Origin of the sequence: Desulforhopalus singaporensis, from assembly GCF_900104445.1 — a bacterium.
In the GTDB taxonomy this organism is placed as follows: Bacteria; Desulfobacterota; Desulfobulbia; order Desulfobulbales; family Desulfocapsaceae; genus Desulforhopalus_A; species Desulforhopalus_A singaporensis.
In genome coordinates, this window is sequence record NZ_FNJI01000018.1 from 24,436 (window position 1) to 46,148 (window position 21,713).

The window sequence follows — 21,713 nt, forward strand, 5'->3', positions numbered from 1 at the left end:
ATCATTTTTCGAGGAGACAATATGAACGCTACCCTACGCAAGTATATTTCAATCCTGGCTCTGTCGTTGGCCGGTGGATCCATCTACACCCTTCCATACATCAAGTACGTTTTTTACGATACCCAGCTGGAAGTCATGAATATAACCAATATGCAATCCGGATTTCTGCTCAGCATGTACGCTCTGGGCTGCATACTCTCCTACATCCCCGGGGGAATAATCACCGACAAGATCTCCCCCCGCAAGGCCATCAGCTATTCTTTGTTCGGAACCGCCGCTCTTGGTGCCCTTTACGCCATCACCCTCTCCTACACCCTGGCGCTCGTCATCTGGTTCCTGTTCGCCCTGACCACCGCCTTCGTCTTCTGGACCTCGCTGCTCAAGGCGATCGGCATGGCCGGTGACAGCACCGAACAGGCCCGGCTCTACGGACTCTACTACGCAGGCAACGGCATCGCCGCAGCCATAGTGAACAGTCTCGCCCTTGAAGCCTTCACTTTTGGCTCGGACCCGCGCCAGAGCCTGTTCTACGCGGTCATGGTGATGTCGGTCTCCATTCTCGTGTCGGGGATACTGGTATTTTTTATCCTGAGCGATGAAAAAACTGAAAGCGCTGTCGAAGACAAGTTTGATTTTTCCGCGGTAAAACATCTCTTTAAGAACCCAATGCTGTGGATCTTCTCCTTTATCGTATTCGGCGGTTACGCCATCTACTCCAGCACCAGTTACTTCACCCCCTACCTCACAAGCGTGGTAGGTTTGTCGGTGGAGGAATCTGGGGTTTACTCCATTATAAGAAGCTATCTGTTCTATCTGCTCGCCCCCTTTGGCGGTTATCTTGCTGATAAAGTGTTCCGGTCAACCTCCAAACTTTTCATCGTCCTGTTTGCAACCCTCGCGCTCACCATCGGCGGGGTACTGTTTCTGCCGCCGACGATGAGTACCACCGCCATCAGCCTGTACACCCTGCTGCCCGGCGCATTCGGACTCATGCTTTACGGACTGGTCTTCTCCGTCGTTCGTGAGGCCGGTATCCCGATCACGGTTGCCGGAACCGCTATCGGCATCGCCTCGATCATCGGCTACACCCCCGATTTCTTCTTCTCGGCGATGTTCGGCAGCTGGCTCGACAGTCACGGCGACGGCGGATATGCCATGATATTCACCTTCCTCGCGGCGGTCGCGGCAATGGGCTGCGTGATGTCGATTATCGTCTGCAGGTGGGGAAACAAAGCGGAGGAGAACCTTCCTCTCGCCCAGGAAGCATAAAACATAAAAGAACTATTGATACAACTGTCTGCCGGACAGACAAAGCACAAAAGTCTTTGGCCGTTTGCGCCAATACCACAGGCCGCTGCAAAATATCTGGTGCGGTTGCCTGTGGTTGTGGCGTCACACACAGCTGCATGACAGAACAACAGTACAGAATTAAAAAGGAAGTCTGAAAATGACTAAAGCTAGCAAAAAACGACTACACATGGTTCAGCACCATGAAAGGTGCAAGGGGTGCGGTTTCTGCATTCTCGAATGCCCCAAAGAGGCATTGTCCGTTTCCGACGATGTGAACAGGAAAGGATATCCCCTTGTCAAGCTCGATGAGGAAAAATGCATCGTCTGTGCAATCTGCCACACGGTTTGTCCCGATTATGTTTTTGAACGCAGGGAGGTCGCTTGAAATGTCATATCGTTTAATGAAGGGAAACGACGCACTGGCCGAAGCAGCGGTTCGTGCCGGCTGCCGCTTTTTCGGGGGGTATCCCATCACCCCGCAGAGTGAAATTCTCGAATACCTCTCCTCCCGTCTGCCGGAGGTGGGCGGAACTTTTCTCCAGGCGGAATCCGAACTGTCCGGGATTAACATGGTATACGGCGCCGCCGCAGCGGGATTCAGGGCCATGACAAGCTCATCGGGTCCTGGGTTCAGCCTGCTCCAGGAAGGGATTTCCTACATCGCTTCAGCCGAACTGCCGGCCGTTATCGTCGATGTTCAACGCTACGGCTCGGGCCTTGGCGACATATTCCAGGCGCAAAGCGACTACCACCAGGCCACTCGCGGAGGAGGACACGGCGACTACCGCATGCTCGTTTTCGCGCCGTCTTCGGTGCAGGAAAGTGTTGATCTCATGGGGTTGGCCTTTGACAAGGCCGAACAATACCGCAACCCATGCCTGATCCTCTCCGACGCGTCCATCGCCCAGATGATGGAGCCGGTAAAACTGCCGGAGATGCAGGAAGTCGATCCGGACAAACCCTGGGCCGCCAAGGGAAAGAACGGCGGCGACTTCAAGCGAATCACCTCCACAATGTACTATATCGAGGATTTCGACGGCTACATCAAGGCCAAGTTTGACTCGATGGCAGCCGCCGAACAGCGCTGGGAGAATGTCGAGGTCGAAGACGCTGACATAGTGCTCGTTGCATACGGCATCAGCTCGCGAATCTGCAAGGAGGCGGTCGCCATCGCCCGCAGCCGGGGAATTCGCCTAGGGCTGCTCCGTCCCATCACCCTGTGGCCTTTTCCGACCAACGCTTTCAAGGAGGTGAACAGCGAGGTGAAGGCTTACCTCACCGTGGAGCTCAGCGCCCTGCCCAAACTCGAAGACGACGTTAAAATCGCCTGTGAAATGAAGACTCCGGTTAAACATTTTCTTGGCGGCGCCAACATTCCGGAATCATCCGCCATCGTGGAAGAAGCGGTATCAATCCTTAACAGCAGAGAGGAAGTTTCATGGCTCAAAAATTAATCCCCGAACTACTGGTTGAGGATAACAAGTTCTGTCCCGGCTGCGGCCACGGCATCGTCAACAGGGTATTGGCCGAAGTCCTCGAAGAACTCGGCCTGGCCGACAAGGCGGTGGGTTCGCTAGCCGTCGGCTGCGGCTGCCTGATGATGGACACCTTCGGAACGGACTGGGTCCAGGCTCCCCACGGCAGGGCTGCGGCCGTTGCCGTCGGGGTAAAACGGGTGCGCCCGGAATGCTGCGTATTCACCTATCAGGGAGACGGCGACTCGCTGGCCATTGGTTTTTCCGAAACCATGTATGCCGCCATACGCAACGAGAACATCACGGCGATCATCGTCAACAACGGCATTTTCGGCATGACCGGCGGACAGATGGCCCCGACAAGCCTGCCCGGTCAGCGCACCACCACCTCGCCCAAGGGACGCGATGCCGCGCTGACCGGCCAGCCGCTCAATATCATAAACCAGATGAAGAATCTTCCGGTCGGCTATCTCGCCCGCGGCTCAGTGGACACCGCCAAAGAGATCAACAAGGTAAAAAAATATATCCGCACCGGAATCGAAACCCAGATGAAGGGCGGAGGATATTCGATGATCGAGATCCTCTCTCCCTGTCCCACCAACTGGAAGATGACCCTTCAGAATAGTCTTGACCATATTCGTTCCACGGTCAGGGCAACATACCCCTTGGGTGAATTCGTAAAAGATGGAGAAAGAACAGATGCTTAGTGTTACTTGTGCCGGGTTCGGCGGCCAGGGTGTCCTCACCGCCGGCCTGCTGCTCGCCAACGTTTCAATGGTCTATGGCAAGAAAATCACCTGGGTGCCTTCATACGGTTCCGAGATGCGCGGCGGCACTGCGAGCTGTCACTTGAGAATCGGCGACTCCGAGATATTGAACCCGTTCTTCAGTTCCATAGATACGCTTATCGCCATGAATGAGGAATCGGTGGACTCTTTCCAGGAGAAGGTCGTTACTGGCGGAGTAATCATCGCCAACTCCACCCTGGTGAAAAACAAAACCTTCCGCGACGATATCCGGGTTGCCGAAGTTGCCGCCACCGCGATCAGTGCCGAACTGGACAATCCGCGGGGGGCAAACATCGTCATGCTCGGTGCGGCCATCGGTGCAACCGGCCTCTTCCCCGTTGAGGATTTTGCCGACGGCATCGACGCCTATTTTGGCAAGAAGGGGCGCAACAATCCCCTCAACCGTGAATGCTTCATGCGCGGCGCGCAGGCGGCCCTCGATCTATAGGAGTCTGTGATGGACATCGGAAAACTCCTGGCACCCGGCACGGTAGCCATAGTCGGGGCCAGTGAAAAGGAAGGATTCGGCGGAGACACCTGCCGCAACGTCATTTCTTACGGCAACACCGACAAGGTGTACTACGTCAACCCCAAACGAGACACCCTGTTCGGGAAAAAGTGTTTTTCCACGCTCAGTGATATTCCCGGCCCCGTCGACCTTGTCGTACTCTGCACCCCGCAAAAACTGGTGGAGCCGCTCCTTAAGGAAGCGGCGGCAAAAGGTGTTGGCGGCGCCGTGGTCTATGCCAGCGGATATTCTGAAACCGGAACCGCAGAAGGAAAAAAAGCGGAAGAGGATCTCAAAGGGCTGTGCACCGAACTTGACATCGCCCTGATGGGCCCCAACTGCGCCGGTTACATGAACTACGTCGACCAGGTGGCCGCCTTTGCCTTCATCTCGGCAAAGCGCGACCGCAAAGGCTCGGTGGGACTTATCTCCCAAAGCGGTCAGCTGTGCCTGTCATTCATGGACCATCCCGCCATGCGATTTTCCTACTGTATCTCGGCAGGAAACTGTTCGGTGGTCACCATGGAAGACTATTTCCAGTACCTCATCGACGACGTTCATACCAAAGTCATAGGGCTTTATCTTGAAGGGGTGACCCATCCGGAAAAATTCACCGACGCCCTGCGCAGCGCCGCGCAGAAGCGAAAACCGGTCGTGATCCTCAAGGCCGGACGCAGCGAGAAAGGCTCCCGGGTCGCCGCGTCCCATACCGGTTCGCTCTCAGGGGCCGACGCCATCTACGATGCGATCTTCAAAAAGTTCGGAGTAATCCGGGCAAACGATGCGGAAGAGCTGCTGGCCACGACCCAGCTCTTTGCAACCATGCGGGCAATTCCCGAAAAAACCGGGCTGGCTTCCATCAACCTGTCCGGAGGTGAAACCGGAATCTGTGCCGATATGGGGGAAATGGCGGGGCTTGATTACCCGGACTTCAACGACAAGACCCTGGCGCGCCTCAAGGAACTGCTTCCTTCCTATGCCAGTCCCGCCAACCCGCTGGACACCACCGCCACCATCTCCTACGATGCGGACACCTACGCCGAGGTGCTGCAGACAGTGATGGACGACCCGAAAGTGGGGATGGTGGTGATCGGGTACACCCTGCTCCACGAGATAGCCGACCCGTGCATTCACTACATGGCGCAAGGCATTGAGAAAGTGGTGCAAAACAACAGGAGCAAACCCATGGCCATGCTCCCGTTCTTTGAAAACAGTCGTAATCCGGAATACGAGGCGCGCCTCGCGGCGGCAGGCGTACCAGTACTTCCTCCCCCTGCCTACGGCTTTGCCGCCCTGCGCCACCTTATGGACTTTGTCGCCTACAGTCCGGAAGAACACACCCTGGAGCTGGCCATTCCGAGTGCAGCGGTGAAAAAAGGGCGGCGAACCCTGTCCGAACAACAGAGTGCGGCTATTTTACGGGACTACAACATCCCCACCCCTGAAGGCAATGTGGGCAAAACAGCGGATGACGCTGTCAAAATCGCAGGAACGGTTGGCTACCCCGTGGTAATGAAGATCGCTTCCGCCGACATCGCCCACAAGTCGGACATCGGCGGAGTCGAACTGCAGCTGACAGATGAAACAGCTGTTCGAAAAGCGTTTGACAGGATCATGAGCAACGGTGCGACCCACGCCCCGCAAGCAGCAATCGACGGGGTGCTGGTGCAGAGAATGCTCTCGCCCGGCCTTGAAGTGATTATCGGGGTCAACAACGACCCCCAGTTCGGTCCGGCAGTGCTGGTGGGATTAGGCGGTGTTTTCGTCGAAATATTCAAGGATACCGTACTGATTCCCGCACCGTTTAGCAAAGAGGAGGCGCTGCGTATGCTGAGCGGTCTCAAGGCGCTGCCCCTGTTTCAAGGTTACCGGGGAAAAGCCGAGCTCGATATTGATGCTCTTGCCGACGCCGTGGCCAACGTCTCCCGCCTTGCCGCAGAGCAGCGTGACGTCATAGCGGAACTGGATATAAACCCGGTATTCGTCTATGAAAAAGGACAAGGCGTGTGCAGTGCGGACGCGCTGGTGGTGACTAGCGACTGATTTTTCATATTTACCACCGGCTCGATCGGGTTGTCGGCCACTGTTTGGCCGACAACCTGCCCCGAAAAGTTGTCATGAGAAATAAGAATTTTGCGGTCGCATCGTTTTTTTCACCTCCCCTATCAGCCATCTGCAGCATCTCTGCAACCACGAACACCTACCCGAGCAGGATCACAAAAACGGCGCACCGCAAGCGATGGCAAGTGATATTATCGAGTCAAAATTTCCGACACCGACCGATACCAATCCGAAAAAACCGATACCGACACCCCAGAGCAGCCGCGTGGTGATCTTCGGGTGACTCTCACCCTTTTACCCTTTCGGCCCTCAATCGACAGAAGATACTGTTCCAGCCGCTCGTTTTACATGCGCCGTTATCGAATGTTGCCGCGTCTGCCCGGAGGGAAAATCCCAAATGAGGCACTCGATAAAAAAACAGTTGTACTTACAATGGTTCAAACACTTTTCGTCACCTCCCTGCAAAGCACATCTTTTGATGCAACAACACCGGATACGTTGCGGGCTTGCCGTTGAGGGCAAAAAGCTCTATCATTTCCGGCGCTGTCTCCGATGCAATCGGCGCACCGGGTACGGGGCCAGCGAAGAAAAGATCTTTGATCGATTCACCAGATGGAGCCGGACAGGGACAACAACGGGATGCAGTCGATACAGCCCCAATGCGTTGACATTAAAAGCGTGAGCGTTATTATAAAATAGTTTTTAAAATCCATTAAAACTTGCTTACCCTTAAACAAGATATTGCGCTAACTATCGAGGAGCACTGCTTTGGTTGGAAACAAGCCACCCACATCAATGAAATCTTTAATGGCCTATGAGAAGATACGGGACATGATACTCAAAGGCCAAAAACTGCCGGGTACCAGGCTGATAATAGCCGATCTTGAAACCGAACTGGAGATAGGCAAAGGTCCCATCCGGGAAGCCTTGATGCGCCTGGACCGATCCGGTCTTGTTCAGAACATTCCCTATAAAGGGGCCGTGGTAGCCACCCCGCCCACCCCGAGAGAGATCCTCTACATTTACGAATTGCGTAAAGAACTTGAAAGCATGCTGGCTGTTGCCGCACTTGACAGCATAGCGGGAAAAGACATTGCCGAGCTGGAAAAGCTGCACGATCTCATGCTGGCAATGCCCCATGATCACTACCAGTGCGACATTGACTTCCACTTTTGCATCTACAGGGCAGCAAACCTTCCCCACCTGTACAATATTGCCAAGGCTTATATTTTTTCGGTCGAAAGTGTTTTAAATGTTTACCGCAGGAAAAAAGGCCATATCATCAAGTTTAACGCCGAGCATTACGATATAATCCAGGCCCTGAAATCAGGTGACCGTGAGAAAGTGCGAAAAGCCATGGCGCAAAATATAGAAAGCGGGTTGGCAATCATAAGAGAAACCTACGACGACCTACTCCAGCAACCTTTCGACTAACCGGCTGACATTGTTGCCCCGGGGTAGTAAACTGGATAATATTTTTTGCCCGTTTTGAAAAATTCATAAAAAACGTGAGCTACCGCTTTTTGACTCCCCTGGGACCACCGACCACTACGGCGCAAAGCACAGTGAAGAGGACTGCGTTTGCCGGAATGTGCAGGTTGAAGTCAACCAGGGAACGAACGAGCACAGCGACAACGTTCCCTGCCACGCGGTTGCCCGCCTGTTGAGACCCCGGTAATTGTCTGGCCCTGAGGTCAGGGTCAGGGCACGCTCAAAGAGCGTTGGCCCCGGTGAACAATAAAATTAGGACGACCACGATCGAGATAAAAACCGCCAACACCATTTTTTCTTCCTGAACCGTTTATTTAACAGCAACACCAAGCCCATAAACGAGAACGCCGTCCCGAGCGAGAACCATCCGCCCCACCATCACGACCCACCACACGCAGACACCATACATTTGATTTTACGTATTTATCACAATTCACATCGGTCACAACAGTGTGATACAATATGGTGATAGCGTAAAAACCATACCCGTAAAACCTGAAGACAGAACAGCCCGCTCTGAAGGAGGCCCCATGAAAACGGAAGCCGTACCGCTCTTTCTGTGGAATCTGCTGCTCCTGATCATTATCCTGGCAATTCCATTGCATGCAACCGCTCTTGTGCTGAAACTCCCCGATTCCCATCCGAAGCCGCTCATTGTGAAGCCTGGCGGTGTGTTTGCCAAAATTGACGGATCGTTATACAAAATCTATCGGCAATATACCCTTCATGTTCGTAACGCTCCGGACACCGACTTTAAACCGCGCAATCCTTTTTTGCGTGTAGCAAAAGGACATATCCTGGTGGATGCCCGTACAGACGGTGATGGTGAGCTGCTGCTGGCAGGGTTGAACCGGTTAGGCTTGCGCAACGGCTCCCGCTTCAAAACCACTGTTTCAGGGTGGCTGCCCATCGGCGCCATCAAAAAGGCCGCAGAACTTGACAACCTGCAGGTTCTCTCCGCCTCGATTCCGATGACCAACGCGGGCGCAGTGACAAGCGAGGGCGACAGGGCGCAGCGTTCCGATGTGGCGCGCACTCTTTATGGCCTCAGCGGTGGTGGGGTTAAGGTGGGGGTTCTCTCCGACAGCTACAATCAGCAGAACGGTGCCGACAGCGACATAATCAGCGGCGACCTGCCGGAAAACGTGCAGGTCCTCGACGACAGCGCCGTTTGCGGGGACGCCATTTTTTCACAGCCATGCACCGATGAAGGACGGGCCATGCTGCAGATCGTTTATGACGTGGCGCCCTCTGCCGATCTCGCCTTTCATACGGCATTTAACGGGTTTGCCGGATTTGCCAGCGGCATCGTCGATCTTGCCAATGCAGGATCAAAAGTGATAACAGATGACGTGATCTACCTGGGAGAGCCCATGTTTCTCGACGGCACGATCGCCCAAGCCGTGGATGAGGTAAAGAATATGGGCGTCGCCTATTTCTCGGCGGCCGGCAACCAGGCGCGCGACAGTTATGAAGCCCCGTTTACCAGCAGCGGAGAAATGCTCTATATCGATATAGGCGTTTTATATCCTGCAGGATACATGCACGATTTTAATCCGTCCCCCGCCGCCATCGATACAATGCAGGCGCATACGATTCCCGCCGGCCAGTGCGCGGTCTTCTCGGTGCAGTGGAACTCGCCGTTCGGTTCAGGGGCTGCCGGCACCGGCACCCAGAACGATCTTGATGTCTGGCTGGTGGACAGCAGTGGCTCATATATTGTCGCCTACGATGCACATGAAAATATTTCCACCGGTGAACCTGTCGAAATACTGCAGTTCTGCAACGACGGACTCTGGATTCCGCAGAGCCCTCCCGTCTTCAACCTTATCATCGCCCTGTGGGAAGGAGAGGCGCCGGGTCTTTTTAAAACCGTACTGTTCGGCAACGCTTCCATCGATGAATACGCAACCTACAGCAGCACCAGCTATGGACATGCCAACGCAACCGGTTCAGTGGCGGTAGGTGCCGCCTACTACCGGGAAACACCACCATTCAGCTCTCTTGAGATCCCGCTGCTGGAGAGTTTTTCTTCTGCCGGCGGCACCCCGATTCTGTTCGCATCGGATGGGACAACCCCCCTGGCTGAACCTGAAGTGCGCATGAAACCGGAAATTGTTGCGCCGGACGGAGTGAACACTACCTTTTTCTATCCCACCAGTGACCGCGACGGCGACGGCACCCCCGATTTTTCAGGAACCTCGGCTGCGGCACCTCACGCTGCTGGGGTTGCAGCCCTCATGTACGAGGCAAAGGCCGACGCCACTGTCACCCAGATATACTCCGCTCTTGAGAGTACAGCCATCGATATGGGTGCAGCCGGATTCGACCATGATACCGGTTTCGGGTTTATCCAGGCTGATTCGGCCGTTGCCGATATCATTGGTTCCGCAAGCATTGCGCCGACCGCGGATTTTACCTTCTCAGCCTCAGGTCTTACGGTTGCGTTTACCGACCAAAGCTCAGATGTAGACGGAACTATCATCTCCTGGGATTGGGATTTCGGCGACGGCAATACCTCTACGATCCAGTCACTGACCCATACCTACCTCGTTGCCGGCACCTACACGGTAAGTCTTGCGGTAACGGATGACGATGGGGCAACCGACGTCTCGGTCCGGGAGGTAACCATCAGTGACCCAAGCGAAATAAGCGCTCCTGCCAACCTGATCGCTGAGGTTACGGGAAACTTGGTCACCCTTTTCTGGACGAATACGCCGGATGACAAGGAAGGGTGTAGAATTGAGCGTGCCGAAAAAGTAAGAGGCAAATACAACTTTACGGAAATTGGCACCACAGGAGCGGATAGTACCGAATATGAGGATATCGACATCCCACCGGGCACCTATAAATATCGTGTTCAGGGTTTTGCCGGAACTGTTTCTTCCGAGTACTCAAACGAAGTACTGGTAAAAATCGAGGAGACCACGGCCGCACCATTTTGCGGTGACGGTACCTGTGATTCCGGTGAGGATGCTGACAACTGTTCCGCCGATTGTCCCACCGAGCAGGGTGGAGCAAAAGGAGAGCCGTGTACCAGCGATGATCAATGTCTCTCGGGAGTTTGTCATCCCATAAAGCTCACGTGCAAGTAAAAAAAGATCTGGAATACCTATACAACTCATAAAAGAGCCGGGATATTACCCGTAGCGGCCCTGGCTCTTACAGTTGTTTTCACCTGACAGAACCCACAGGAACTGCAAGCAACACAGCCGTTTTTTGTTCCCCTCGCCAATCCATGATAGAATGTAACCACATTATGGCTCATCTGTTTGCCCGAAACATAAAGGGTGAATATACAGCCACATCTCCTGGGGCACACCACCATTTTATTTCAGCGGTGCCTGCGTGTCCCCAGGGACTACACACGAAAGCGGCTGGTCGTTTTCTTGGCCAGGGACAAATCATCGGATGGAGGGAATCATGAAGAGTCTAAGAGAAATAGAGGCCAGATCTTATCTCACCCTGGATGACCTTGTGGCTCTTGAAGAAGCCATCCTCGAATCCGGTTTCATGACCCGGGAAAAGACCCTGGACGAAATCGAACGGTTCACCGTGACCTGGGGCATAGACGAATACTATTTCAGGACCACGCCCATAGAGGAGATGGTAAAGCACTTGATCGCCACCAGTGCATCGGAGCTTGTGGCCAGGTACGGCGGGGTCGGTGTCGGCATCGAACTGATCCATGAAGAACCTGATCACGCCTTTTATATCGTAGAAGAATCGAAAATCAAGGAAGTCGAAAATCGAATCGAAAACAATTATCCGGATTGCCGGGTAGAAAGTTATCGCACCATTGCCCCAACCCGGGAGGAGCGGCTGCGGCTCTATATCGTCAACAAACCAGAATTTGCAGAGATACCCGCTTCCACCGAGGAACCGGTATTTAAAGATGTCTGCTCACAATCCTTTCTTGAGGACCGGGAACCGGAGACCCTCGCCCGTTACCAGGAAGCGTGGACCTGGATGATGAACCGTGAAGCCCCCTACATCGCCATCACCGAAAAAGAAGGCACCGACGAAACCCGGGTAATGGTAGGCATCCACGGCCAGGGTACCCGTCGGTTCATGGCAAAATTCACCAGCCAGATGCGGGCCTATGATATTTTCACGACCCGCAAATATAAAGAACCATTTCTCGACGACAAAACCATTTACGCCTTCTATTTCAAAAAAATGAACCCAGAGGTCACGGAGGATTTTTCCCGCGAGCTCAACACCATCGTGATGCTGCCGGAACATTCCATTACCGATCTGTTTACCAGCGGCACATTCTCCTCCCAGGCGGCGATGTACGCGATTTCCGCGGCCGCCTTTGCCAACCAGTTCATCACCGTTTTAACAGAAGAGTACACAAGCCTCAGCCACTCCCTCCAGAACCAGCCGGAGGCAAAAGGGATACTGGACAAGATGAAACTCAGGCTGGTAAAAGACACGTTCACCGAAGCGGCGATTACCCAGAGCGTTTTCACCTATCCAGAGATCGTCACCCTTGTCTATCAGGACTTCGTTAACCGTCTCCACCCGAGGAAAAGAGCGGACCAGGCCAGGGTTGACAAGCACATCGCAAAAATCAACGCAGCCATCGAAACCCATGTTTCATCTCCAACGGACCGTACAATATTTCAATATTTTCTCATCTTCAACGAGATGATCCTGAAAACCAATTTTTTCCGGAGGGACAAGATCAGTGCCGTCTATCGCCTTGACCCCTCCTTTCTCAATGACATAGATTTCCCGGAAAAACCGTATGGCGTGTTTTTCTGCGTAGGCCGCCCGTTTGTCGGGTTCCACATCCGTTTTCGTGATATAGCAAGGGGCGGTATCCGTATCGTTACCTCGAGAAACTACTCCGAATACAGGAAAAACCTCGACACCGCCTTCGTGGAAAACTACAACCTGGCACTCACCCAGCAGAAAAAGAACAAGGACATCCCGGAAGGAGGCTCCAAAGGCATCATCCTGCTGCGGGCCGGCAATCAGGACGAAGCGGAAAGAGCCTTCAAGGACTATACGGACAGCATCCTCGATATCATAAACCCCCACGATGACGTTTACGATCGTCATGGCCAGGAAGAAATTCTGTTCTTCGGCCCCGACGAAAAAACCGCCGGCCTGATGGACTGGGTTCCCTACTACGGGAGGAAGCAGGGGTATCCGTTCTGGAGGGCATTTTCCACCGGTAAGGCACCGGAACACGGTGGCATCCCCCATGATCTTTACGGGATGACCACCACCAGCGTCCATGAATATGTTCTTGGAGTGCTTGAAAAAATGGGGCTTGAGGAGTCCGCCGTAACCAAGATCCAGACCGGTGGCCCCGACGGGGATCTCGGCAGCAATGAAATCAAGATTTCCAGGGACAAGACGATCGCCGTGATCGACGGCAGCGGCGTGCTCTACGACCCGGACGGATTGAACCGTGATGAGTTGGCAAAACTGGCAAAACAGAGGGAAATGGTTGAAAAATTCGACCGGTCGGCCATTTCCGCCCAGGGTTTTTTCGTCTCCATCAACGACAAGCAGATCACTCTCCCCGACGGCACCCTGGTGCCGAACGGCGAGGAGTTCAGAAACACCTTTCACCTGGGTCCCTATTCCCGGGCCGACCTCTTTGTCCCCTGCGGCGGCCGTCCGGCGGCTGTCAACATCAACAACTGGCACAATCTGCTCGATGAAACGGGAACACCAAAGTTCAGGCTTATCGTCGAAGGCGCTAATCTTTTTATCACCGAAGAGGCCCGGCTGCGGCTGGAAGAGTCCGGAGTCATCGTCATCAAGGACGCCTCGGCCAACAAGGGCGGGGTGACGTCTTCGTCGCTCGAAGTCTTTTCTTCCCTGGCTCTGAGCGATGAAGAGTTCGAAGACAACTTCCGGGTCAAAAAAGGTGTCGTACCCGATTTCATGCACCGGTATGTCCAGGAGACGATCGCCATCATCAAGCGCAACGCCCGGCAGGAGTTCGACCTGCTCTGGAAAGAGCACCAGAACAGCCAGCTTCCGTTCACCCGTCTGAGCAACGAAATAAGCCGCAAAATCAACGCCATCACCGACGCAATCTTCAACTCCGACCTGCCGGCGCTGCCTAGGTTGAGGCAAAAAGTCGTTGAAGAATATGCTCCCGATTCACTGCTTGATCTTGTCGGCCTTAAAAATATACTGTCACGGGTCCCCGACAATTATCTGAGCGCCATAGTTGCGACAAAACTTGCGACCGGATTCGTATACAGTTATGGACTCGACAGCAACGAAATCGATTTCTATAACTACCTGCAGACCTTTATTGAGTGACAATTGCAGAACCCGGCCAAGGACATGCTGCCGAGGGTAAAGCAGTTACAGTTTCCCTTAGCGGCAACGTTTAAGCCGTTATATTAGAGCAGGAAACAAAACAGAGCATAAACCAGCTGCACGTTCCGTCACCTGCTGTATAGATGGCAGGCGACCTTATGGTCCGGCTGGCGCAGATAATAGCAGGATACAGCGACTAAAAATCAGAACTTCGATACACAGGTTGTGCGAAAAGTAATGAACACTGCTCTGCGTTGTTGAAGCGGACAGGACCTTTTTCCCTCCATGACTGGCAACCATGTCATGGAGGGGAAAAAAAGTTATCTCAGTAGTTAATTCTGATATACCGTTTCGCCGCCGACAATGGTCTCGATCACTTCGATATTCCTGATATCCATAGGCGCCACTTCAAGCGGATTATCTGACAAAATTACCAGATCGGCCAGTTTGCCAGGCTCAATGGATCCTTTGATATCCTCCTCGAAGTTCTGATAGGCCGGATATATGGTTGTAGCACGCAGGGCCTGCATGGGTGTTATTCTTTGATCCAGGTCGCCTTCTTCGCCAATAAAAAATCCTTCATAGGACATTCTGTTCACTGCGGCCCATATCGTGAGCAGCGGATCCATAGGCACAACCGGCGTATCACAGTGGAAGGTAAAGGGCATACCGCGATCGACAGCCGATCGAGCAGGGCTCATCCTTGCGGCTCTCTCAGGCCCCATGAAGATATTCCAGTGCCTTTCTCCCCAATAGTACGTATGGAGCACAAAAAACGAAGGTATAGCTCCCAGGGCCTGCATCCTGTCCAGCTGGTCTTCACGCATCATCTGTGAATGAATGACAACATGTCGGGTATCTTCCCTGGGGTTGGCCTCCTGGGCCGCCTCCCAGCCATCGAGAATATCGTCTATGGCTGCATCTCCATTGCCATGGATGATGGACTGGTATCCACTGTCATGAACCTGTCTTGCCCTCAGCGCCAGTTCCACTGCAGAATATCTGGGATAGCCGCGATATTCACTGTATCCTTCAGGCTGAACCCAGTAGGGCTCACTCAGGTAACCGGTATACCCCTGGATGGAGCCATCGGCAAAATCCTTGACGCCCCCCCATGAGAGCAGATCTGTTCCCAGATCCATAGCATAAGCGGTATCGGCCTCCTCCAGGGTTGGCCACAAATTCACCCTTATCGGGAGCAGACCGGACAAAGCCGCACCTTTGAAGAGTTGACTAAACCCCACAGACGTCGCTCCGCTGTTCCCGGTGGTGACCCCCTTGGCGGCATACAACTGTCCGGCGTAGCCGATACCTTCCATAAGCTCCGGTGGGGTAAGGGGAGGAATCAACGCGGAGACTAATCCGGTGGCCGGTCCTTCTTCAAGCACCCCTGTCGGTTCCCCGGTATTCGGATCCTTACGTATCACTCCTCCGCCAGGCTGCTGCGTACTTGCATCTATCCCGGCCATTTCCAGGGCCAGACTGTTAGCAACAGCCAGATGACCTGAGGTGTGGGTTATAAGAATCGGATGAACCGTGGAGACACGATCCAGATCATACCTGGTCGGATGCCTCATTTCCGCCAACAGGGTATCGTCATATCCAAACCCCTGGATCCACTCCCCTTCTGGAGTCTGCTGCGCCTTTTCCTGCAGGGCGGCGACAACCTCGTCAATATTTTTCACGGTACCGATTGGCGGACTGTTGAGAATCACCTGGAACTTATAAATCATCCCGGCATATCCAATATGGCTGTGAGCATCGTAGAACCCCGGCAACAGCGTCTTTTTCTTAAGGTTTACGATTGTCGTACCGGAACCATTGAATTGGCTCATTACCTCGCTGGTGCTACCGACGCCAACGATCATGCCGTCATCAACAGCCACCGCCTCAACAATTGTGTCGGCGGAGTCCATGGTGATTACCGTTCCATTGTGATAGATAGTATCCACCCCCGTCCTGGCCGATGCTGTTCCCGCAACCAGGCTTGCTGATAATGCCAGCGATGCGCAGACAGCAAACAAGTGATTTTTAAGTTCCATTTCTCCTCCCTTTACCCAGGTTTCAATTTTACTTGCTTTTTTTGGCTGATACAGGGGGAAAAAGCCTCTGTCATCAACCGACCTCTACAGATTTCTGCAATGACAAAACAGTGTCACCTGGGTCCCAGCAGCAAAATTCACACCAGACAACTATCATTCCGATTCCATCGCTGGCAGTGACAAAAAATACTAATAATATAAAACTACTATAAAATACCTCAGGTAAAAGACAGGAGAGTGAACCTGGAGACAGATATTGAAAAACAAGAACACTTGTCCATAAAAAGTGAACAGATGTCTTGTTATGGTGAAAAAACCTGTACCAGCAGCTTACGAGTCCCAGCCTGTCCTGGAGACGCTGTATTTTTTGAGGAGGGCGTATAGCCTCGTTCGGCCTAATCCAGTTAAGCGACAGGCAGTTTTTATATCGCCTCTGGTCAGCTGCATCAGGTCCCGGAAATACTCTTTTTCGGCCTTGACAAGCACGGCTTCCCTGAATTTTTTATATTTTGGAAAATCCGGAAAATTCATCTGATGTTGAGTCTGGTCACCGCTGCCCTCAACTTCAGCCCGCTGTTCAACAGATGATTTTACCTGGTGAACACGAATATGCTCTGGCAGATGATGAGGGTAGAGAACAGGTTCATATGCCCCTTTGTGAATGGCAAACTCCAAAGCATTGATCAATTCCCGAACATTTCCGGGCCATGGGTAGGAACACAAAACCTCCAAAAAATCTGGAGAAAATCCTTTTACCTCCAGGCCATACCTGGAGAATATACTGAGCCCGTGAAAGAGAATAATCTTTTTTATATCTTCAATCCGTTGCCTCAGAGGTGGCACATGGATGGAGAGGGTCCGCAGCCGAAATAACAGATCGTCCCTGAAAAGACCTTTACTGACCAGATGATCCAGGTTTTTGTTTGTTGCAGATATCAATCTGAAGTCACTAGCAAATTCTTTTTTACTTCCAAGCGGCCGATACCGTCGTTCCTGTAGTACCCTGAGAAAGATTTTCTGCAGATCTAGACTCAACTCTGCCACTTCATCCAGGAAAAGAGTACCCCTATCAGCATACATGATGAGCCCATTGCTCGATGTTTCCGCGCCGGTGAAAGTACCCTTCTTATATCCAAAAAGCTGGCTGGCTGACAGGGATTCGCTAAGATTGGCACAGTCAACGACAACAAAATTGTTTTTGGCCCGTGCGCTGTTTTCATGTATTGCTCTTGAAATAAGCTCTTTGCCGGTTCCTGTCTCTCCGGTTATCAGGACACTTGCACTGGTACTGGCGGCATTGACTACGTCCTGAAGACAGGTCGTCATCTTAGGGCTGTCTCCGACAATTTCCTCTCGCTTGAATAATATGGGAACCTTAAGAGGTTGTTCCAGACTGTCCCGGTACTGGAGCGCCCGTTTTAAAGGTAACAGAATTTTCTTTAAAGAGATCGGCTTTTGCAGATAATCCCAGGCGCCATTGCGAATGGCGAGCTCCGCCCCGTCGGCATCTCCAGCTCCGGTGATGATAATTACCTCAGGTGCAGTCGCAACTTCCCGGACCTGATCAATTATCTTGAGCCCACTCCCGTCCGGCATGTTCACGTCAAGCAAGACTATATCAAAGTTTCCGTGGCGAGCTTTTCTTATCCCATCTGTTAACGTGAGGGCATAGACAGCGTTGTGTTCCAGGCTTTCAACCAGATCGACCAACATCTGGCACATTGATTCATCGTCATCGACAATCAGAACATTTGACATGCTATTTTATCACCCTTCTGTTTTCGTTAATAATGACTCGACGAGTTCGATCAACTGATACGCCCCGATCGTTTTTTGAATGAATGTGTCGATTCCTGATTTTCGCAACTCAGACTCAGAAACAGGCGCAGGCAGCCCAGAACAGAGGATTATTGGCAGATCGGGACGGCTTAACTTGATTTCGCTTGCCAGTTCCAAACCGGTCAGGCGCGGCATCAACTGGTCACTGATTACGAGATCAATGCTCGTTGCATGGACATGGAAATACCTGAGCGCCTCAAAAGCATCGCACTTGATAATGATTTCATGGCCAAACCTTTCAAGAATCTCTTTAAGATACTCCATGAACCAGAGCTCATCATCGACCAGAAGAATACAGCCCTTGCGACAAGTCGTATCAGGATCTCCTCCCGCAGGACCAGGCACAATTCCTTCCAAATACTTGGGGAGATAGACCTCAACAACAGTTCCTCTCCCCGGCTCACTCATGACATTGATTACTCCATCGAGATTTGCGACAATTCCGTGCACAATGGCAAGTCCCATTCCGGAACCCTCTTCAGGTGGTTTAGAGGTAAAAAATGGTTCAAAGATATGCTCCATTGTTTCACTGGTCATTCCAACACCTGTATCCGTTACCGAAATTTTAATATAGGTCTTCGATTCAAGGCCGAAGACGGGGGCATCATTTTCCGGGGAATTATGTAATTCATCAATAATCACGGTTAACGTGCCGCCGCTATCTTGCATCGAATACCCTGCATTTTTGCACAGATTCATCAAAATCTGATAGATTTGGGTCGGATCCGCCACAACCATGTCACTATCACATCTGTTCTTTTTTACGACATTAATATTTGCCGACAGACCAGCACGTAAAGAATCAAGAACCTCGTTAACGATAGACTCTGTACGAACCGGTATCTTTTGAGGTTCAGTTTTTCGACTGAAAGTAAGAATCTGTTCCACAAGTGATTGCCCCCTATAGGCCGCATTGAGGATCTTTTGCACATGTGAGCGAACAGTATTTTCCTTTTTGATATCAAAAAGCTCAATCATTTCTCCATAGCCAATGATAGTACCGAGGACATTGTTGAAATCATGCGCGATGCCGCCCGCAAAGGTTCCGATAGCTTCCATTTTTCGTGCCTGGAGAATCTGTTTTTCCATTTTCTCCCGCACCGCAAGTTCCTCCTCCAGTTCCCTTGTCTTCTGTGCCACTTTATCTTTCAGCAGGCTATTGACCTTGAAGGACACCAGGACGATGACCAAGACAACGGCAGATGAGATGAACATAATATTCCAAAATGTTCGACTCGTTATAAAAATTTCACGGCCTAAACTAATCCACCTGTCATAAATAGCCTTGCGCTCTTTATCATCTATCTGCCGCAAGCCAACCTTCAATATTTCGTGAAATTCAGGACAGTTACTAGACGTTGCAAAACGTAGTTTGTTGGGTTCGCCCACGGTACCGGCGAAACGAAGATTTACAAGCCCTTCCTTCTCAATATAATAAGATGCTGTTGCAAAGTTGACGATCATTGCATCCGATTTTTTAAAAGCGACTCGCTGCAATCCGACCAGGTCACCATCTACAGGATCCAAATCGAGATGAGGATTGCTGGCTGAAAGAAGTTCATGTATCGCATAATAGCGGGCAACCGAAATCTTCATCCCCTTCAGCTTATCCAAAGAAAAATCACCTTTAGTATCTTTATTGACAATTATTGCATGAGGAAACTCCACATATGGTTCTGTAAACAGGAACCGTTCAGACCGCATCCTGGTTTTCTGTAAATTACATTTTGTAACTATTTTATTTTTAGTCAAATCGACCCAGGAGTCCATGGTCAATTCTTCAGCACGAATTCTCTTAAACTTAAAACCAAGTCTTTTTTCTATGACATTTATGTAATCACTGGAAATTCCGACCCACTCATCTTCATCATTGCGAAATTCCATTGGTGGAAAACCGTTATATTCCACCAGGATAATTTCATCTTCATGCTCACGAAGCCATTGACGCTGTGAAGGACTCAAAGGGTCTTGTTTATCTTCGGCATATCCAATTGATCCAGAAAAAATGAGTACAACCAGAATACTCATGCCCCAGTATAAAAGCTGGCCCATGGAAACGAAAATTAACAAGCGCGGATTGTTCAATAATAAGTTATTGTGATACATTTTTTAAAGTTATCGACAATTTTCACAAACTAATACATAACATTTTCGACCATTTAACCTGCATCAAAAACATTAGACACCGGTCGAGTGAAAATGTACTGGGATTCAGTCGGCAGTCTTATTTAAAGTATTATTCTGTCTCAGGAGATGATCTTTTATAAGAAACATTATACCCTCAAAACTTTAGCACACAAATGCCTTACCAGGGGGTACGTTGAATAAAACCGGAACCAATGTCAAAAAATCAAAGACATCGAGATGCCAACAGAAAGCAAAATAAAAACTGTGCTCGCTTCTGTTCTTACTGTTCACCGAGCAGATCCTGACCAGCTGAAACGCTAAAAAATCGTCAACAGATCTTGATAACTTGCGTCTTTTCGAAAAGATTGGCCCGGGCCTATGGATGGCCTTGTCCGATTTATGGGAAACATTACTACCTATCGTGGAATATCCACGATAGGTAGAGAGGGAGATGGAGGTTACCTTAATTCTTTTGGCGAGTTTTTCCAGGAGGCAGTTTCGATATTATCTTAGACGAAGAAACTATCTACCAATTCGCATGGTGATACAGGTTGTTTCTTCAGTATGTTTCAAGATGGGCGGCAACAGCATCAATCATGGGCAGCAGAACCGGATCGTTCAGGTAGCCGGGCGGGAGCCCGCTTGAGCCGAAGCGGGCGATCACCAGTTCGTGGCCGGGATCGATATAGAGCAGCTGGCCATGGGCACCCCGGGCGGTTATCGCGTTGCCGTCTTCTTTATGGCGAATCCACCACTGGGACTTGTAGGACCAGCCCTGCAAATAGGGCTTGGGATATTGCGCCCTGGCAAACAGTTCCCGGCTGCCGCCCTTAACCAGACGAGCAGTTACGGCCGGGGACACCGCTTGACGTTTTTTTCCTCCGGTGCGTATCAACTCGCCGAAACGGAGAAAATCACGAAGAGTACAGCCGGCTGTTGTGCTCATTCCTGCAGGATCCACCATGTACCAGCCGTCATGTTCTGCTCCCATATGCTGCCAGAATCTTTCGGATACCAGTTCTTGTAAGTCTTTATTGGCTATCCGCTGGATTATGAAGCTCAGCACGTTGATGTTTGGTTCACGATAGGCAAAAGCCTTTCCATGTTCACCCTGTTTTTTAACGGTCATCAGGTATTCGGCTAAATGGGTCGGGTGGCCTGCTTCGGGGCGGCCGGCAACCATACCGCCCGCGCGCAGGTATTTCCAGACATCGGAGCCTGGATCCAGATAGTCTTCGTGAAACTGCATGCCGATCAGCATGTCCATAACCTGGCGAACGGTGGCGTCATGCCAGGCGGTGTCAGTTAATTCTGGCATGTAGTGCGGGACTAGAGCGTTTTCATCCAGTGTCCCTTCATCGATCATCAGTTCCGCCAGAGTACCGACAAACGATTTGGCGCAAGACATGACCAGGTGAGTCTTGTGCGGTCCGCAATACCCCTGGTAATTTTCGTATACCAGCACACCTCTTTTCAAAACGGCAAATCCGTCTGTGTCGATTGTTTTCAGCGCCTCTTGCCAACCAAGACTTTTGCCTTCCTGGTCGGTAATTGTCAACTTATCAATACCTGCGTCCTGAACTTCAAGCTTTGAAGCTGCGCCAGGTCCGCGCCATATCGACTTGGTGGGAACAAGCTGCTGGGTGTTGGAGAAGGTCCAGCATAGTTCCGGCCAGTTATAATGGTTGTTTTTATCGACACTGATAATCCTGTCTTCAGGAGGCGGGAAACCGCGCATCCACTGTTCGCTTGTCTTGTTATTGCTCATAGTAACAATTTCAGTTTACTGTTCTCTAAT

General features: G+C 51.6%; 13 protein-coding genes. 9 read left to right on the forward strand and 4 right to left on the reverse strand.

The window, feature by feature from the left end:
- Positions 1 to 21 precede the first annotated feature (21 nt).
- From BLQ17_RS12990 to BLQ17_RS13030, 9 genes are all read left to right on the forward strand, one after another.
- Positions 22 to 1,269, forward strand: a complete 1,248-nt coding sequence (locus BLQ17_RS12990) for an MFS transporter (RefSeq protein ID WP_092223526.1) — start codon at positions 22 to 24, stop codon at positions 1,267 to 1,269.
- 178 nt (positions 1,270 to 1,447) lie between these two features.
- A complete protein-coding gene (locus BLQ17_RS12995; protein WP_245695130.1) occupies positions 1,448 to 1,675 on the forward strand; it encodes a 4Fe-4S binding protein in 228 nt (75 codons plus the stop codon).
- A gap of 1 nt (position 1,676) precedes the next feature.
- The gene (gene vorB, locus BLQ17_RS13000; protein ID WP_092223528.1) at positions 1,677 to 2,744 is read left to right on the forward strand and encodes a 3-methyl-2-oxobutanoate dehydrogenase subunit VorB; all 1,068 of its coding nucleotides are present in this window, start codon (positions 1,677 to 1,679) and stop codon (positions 2,742 to 2,744) included.
- Positions 2,729 to 3,472 (forward strand): thiamine pyrophosphate-dependent enzyme, encoded by a 744-nt coding sequence (locus BLQ17_RS13005; protein ID WP_092223531.1) that lies wholly within the window; start codon positions 2,729 to 2,731, stop codon positions 3,470 to 3,472. Before vorB ends, BLQ17_RS13005 begins: the two co-directional genes overlap by 16 nt.
- Positions 3,465 to 4,001, forward strand: a complete 537-nt coding sequence (locus tag BLQ17_RS13010) for a 2-oxoacid:acceptor oxidoreductase family protein (RefSeq protein ID WP_092223534.1) — start codon at positions 3,465 to 3,467, stop codon at positions 3,999 to 4,001. The genes BLQ17_RS13005 and BLQ17_RS13010 overlap by 8 nt, the downstream gene beginning before the upstream one ends.
- Before the next feature lie 9 nt (positions 4,002 to 4,010).
- Positions 4,011 to 6,104, forward strand: coding sequence for an acetate--CoA ligase family protein (locus tag BLQ17_RS13015; RefSeq protein WP_092223536.1), 2,094 nt, complete (start codon positions 4,011 to 4,013; stop codon positions 6,102 to 6,104).
- A gap of 813 nt (positions 6,105 to 6,917) precedes the next feature.
- On the forward strand, positions 6,918 to 7,556 hold the full coding sequence (locus BLQ17_RS13020) for a GntR family transcriptional regulator (RefSeq protein ID WP_092223537.1): 639 nt from the start codon (positions 6,918 to 6,920) through the stop codon (positions 7,554 to 7,556).
- 587 nt (positions 7,557 to 8,143) lie between these two features.
- On the forward strand, positions 8,144 to 10,708 hold the full coding sequence (locus BLQ17_RS13025) for a PKD domain-containing protein (RefSeq protein ID WP_092223539.1): 2,565 nt from the start codon (positions 8,144 to 8,146) through the stop codon (positions 10,706 to 10,708).
- 328 nt (positions 10,709 to 11,036) lie between these two features.
- Positions 11,037 to 13,907: an NAD-glutamate dehydrogenase domain-containing protein gene (locus tag BLQ17_RS13030; RefSeq protein WP_176761219.1), complete on the forward strand. Its 2,871-nt coding sequence runs from the start codon at positions 11,037 to 11,039 to the stop codon at positions 13,905 to 13,907.
- Positions 13,908 to 14,239: 332 nt separating this feature from the next.
- Here the strand turns inward: BLQ17_RS13030 and BLQ17_RS13035 are convergent, their stop codons facing one another.
- The 4 genes from BLQ17_RS13035 to BLQ17_RS13050 form a co-directional block, all read right to left on the reverse strand.
- Positions 14,240 to 15,949: an amidohydrolase gene (locus BLQ17_RS13035; RefSeq protein ID WP_092223544.1), complete on the reverse strand. Its 1,710-nt coding sequence runs from the start codon at positions 15,947 to 15,949 to the stop codon at positions 14,240 to 14,242.
- Positions 15,950 to 16,279: 330 nt separating this feature from the next.
- Positions 16,280 to 17,707: a sigma-54-dependent transcriptional regulator gene (locus BLQ17_RS13040; protein WP_092223546.1), complete on the reverse strand. Its 1,428-nt coding sequence runs from the start codon at positions 17,705 to 17,707 to the stop codon at positions 16,280 to 16,282.
- A 9-nt stretch (positions 17,708 to 17,716) separates the two neighbouring features.
- Positions 17,717 to 19,894 carry an ATP-binding protein gene (locus BLQ17_RS13045; protein WP_092223548.1) on the reverse strand — a complete coding sequence of 726 codons (2,178 nt, stop codon included), beginning with the start codon at positions 19,892 to 19,894 and terminating at the stop codon, positions 17,717 to 17,719.
- Between the two features lie 580 nt (positions 19,895 to 20,474).
- A complete protein-coding gene (locus BLQ17_RS13050) occupies positions 20,475 to 21,683 on the reverse strand; it encodes a serine hydrolase domain-containing protein (RefSeq protein WP_092223550.1) in 1,209 nt (402 codons plus the stop codon).
- Positions 21,684 to 21,713 lie beyond the last annotated feature (30 nt).

What these genes read in the sequence shown, in the direction of transcription:
- BLQ17_RS13050 (WP_092223550.1), bottom strand. Translation starts at nt 21,683, where the DNA reads ATGAGCAATAACAAGACAAGCGAACAGTGGATGCGCGGTTTCCCGCCT.
- BLQ17_RS13015 (WP_092223536.1), top strand. Translation starts at nt 4,011, where the DNA reads ATGGACATCGGAAAACTCCTGGCACCCGGCACGGTAGCCATAGTCGGG.
- BLQ17_RS13025 (WP_092223539.1), top strand. Translation starts at nt 8,144, where the DNA reads ATGAAAACGGAAGCCGTACCGCTCTTTCTGTGGAATCTGCTGCTCCTG.
- BLQ17_RS13030 (WP_176761219.1), top strand. Translation starts at nt 11,037, where the DNA reads ATGAAGAGTCTAAGAGAAATAGAGGCCAGATCTTATCTCACCCTGGAT.
- vorB (WP_092223528.1), top strand. Translation starts at nt 1,677, where the DNA reads ATGTCATATCGTTTAATGAAGGGAAACGACGCACTGGCCGAAGCAGCG.
- BLQ17_RS13035 (WP_092223544.1), bottom strand. Translation starts at nt 15,949, where the DNA reads ATGGAACTTAAAAATCACTTGTTTGCTGTCTGCGCATCGCTGGCATTA.
- BLQ17_RS13040 (WP_092223546.1), bottom strand. Translation starts at nt 17,707, where the DNA reads ATGTCAAATGTTCTGATTGTCGATGACGATGAATCAATGTGCCAGATG.
- BLQ17_RS13020 (WP_092223537.1), top strand. Translation starts at nt 6,918, where the DNA reads ATGAAATCTTTAATGGCCTATGAGAAGATACGGGACATGATACTCAAA.
- BLQ17_RS13010 (WP_092223534.1), top strand. Translation starts at nt 3,465, where the DNA reads ATGCTTAGTGTTACTTGTGCCGGGTTCGGCGGCCAGGGTGTCCTCACC.
- BLQ17_RS12995 (WP_245695130.1), top strand. Translation starts at nt 1,448, where the DNA reads ATGACTAAAGCTAGCAAAAAACGACTACACATGGTTCAGCACCATGAA.
- BLQ17_RS13005 (WP_092223531.1), top strand. Translation starts at nt 2,729, where the DNA reads ATGGCTCAAAAATTAATCCCCGAACTACTGGTTGAGGATAACAAGTTC.
- BLQ17_RS12990 (WP_092223526.1), top strand. Translation starts at nt 22, where the DNA reads ATGAACGCTACCCTACGCAAGTATATTTCAATCCTGGCTCTGTCGTTG.
- BLQ17_RS13045 (WP_092223548.1), bottom strand. Translation starts at nt 19,894, where the DNA reads ATGTATCACAATAACTTATTATTGAACAATCCGCGCTTGTTAATTTTC.